1 protein-coding gene is annotated in these 507 nt (G+C 67.5%); it reads right to left on the bottom strand.

The window, feature by feature from the left end; genetic code table 11:
* A partial coding sequence (locus tag ABD323_RS45670) for a cellulose binding domain-containing protein (RefSeq protein WP_344447807.1) occupies positions 1-347 on the bottom strand: 347 nt, incomplete at its 3' end.
* Positions 348-507 lie beyond the last annotated feature (160 nt).

The following is a 507-nucleotide window of genomic DNA, read 5'->3' on the forward strand; positions in this document are numbered from 1 at the left end:
AGGTTGGCGCCGGGGGTGGCGTTGCCGCGGGGGGCGATGGTGGCGTTCCAGGACAGGCTGCTGACGGTGACGTTCTTGCCGCTCTGGGTCCAGTCGCCGTTCCAGCCGCTGCCGGAGAGGGCCTGGTTGCCGGTGTAGGCGTAGGTCAGGGTCCAGCCGTTGAGAGCAGCGGTCCCGACGTTGTTGATCTTCACGTTGGCGGTGAAACCGCTACCCCAGTCGTTCGTGGAGTAGTCGACGGTACAGGCGACGGCGGCGGCCGAGGACGAGCCGGCGATCGGTCCGACCAGTGCGGCCGTGGCGGCCAGCGCGGCCCCGAGGGCGAGCGCGGTGTGGCGCAGGGACATGTCCCGCTCCTAGCAACTGACGACATATGGGCGCGCTCCCACAGGCCCGACCAGAAAGATAGTCAGCCGAACCGTAGTTGCCAACTGCCCCGGCTGCGCAATCTCTTGACAGCCACTCAGTCCCTCCCGATATTTGGGAGCGCTCCCACAGGTGCGAGTG

Source organism: Kitasatospora nipponensis, assembly GCF_039528135.1.
In the GTDB taxonomy this organism is placed as follows: Bacteria; Actinomycetota; Actinomycetes; order Streptomycetales; family Streptomycetaceae; genus Kitasatospora; species Kitasatospora nipponensis.